This window comes from Escherichia sp. MOD1-EC7011 (assembly GCF_002965005.1).
Lineage (GTDB): Bacteria > Pseudomonadota > Gammaproteobacteria > Enterobacterales > Enterobacteriaceae > Escherichia > Escherichia ruysiae.
This window is the reverse complement of the sequence record NZ_PTRD01000091.1, coordinates 1-336: the sequence shown is the minus strand read 5'-3', so window position 1 is coordinate 336 and position 336 is coordinate 1. Positions and strand designations below refer to the sequence as shown.

Here is a 336-nt window from a genome sequence, read left to right as displayed (position 1 = left end):
CATATTTTAAACGTGCAAATGTCACAAACACCCCCGAAAGAGGAGTTTTGAGATATTAAGGCAGGTGCCTTTCCCCCACAACCCAGCAAGTGGCGCCCCCTAGGGGTTTGGACCCCCTGTTACCGCCGTGAAAGGGCGGTGTCCTGGGCCTCTAGACGAAGGGGACGTATCAGTCTGCTTCGCAAGACGCCTTGCTTTTCACTTTCTATCAGACAATCTGTGTGAGCACTGCAAAGTACGCTTCTTTAAGGTAAGGAGGTGATCCAACCGCAGGTTCCCCTACGGTTACCTTGTTACGACTTCACCCCAGTCATGAATCACAAAGTGGTAAGCGCC

The 336-nt window shown here is 51.8% G+C and carries 1 tRNA gene and 1 rRNA gene; both read right to left on the bottom strand.

Features of this window, described 5'->3' with window-relative positions:
• Window positions 1-90: 90 nt before the first annotated feature.
• Window positions 91-166, bottom strand: a tRNA-Glu gene (locus tag A7098_RS23610).
• 85 nt (window positions 167-251) lie between these two features.
• A 16S ribosomal RNA gene (locus A7098_RS23605) occupies window positions 252-336 on the bottom strand; the annotation flags it as partial.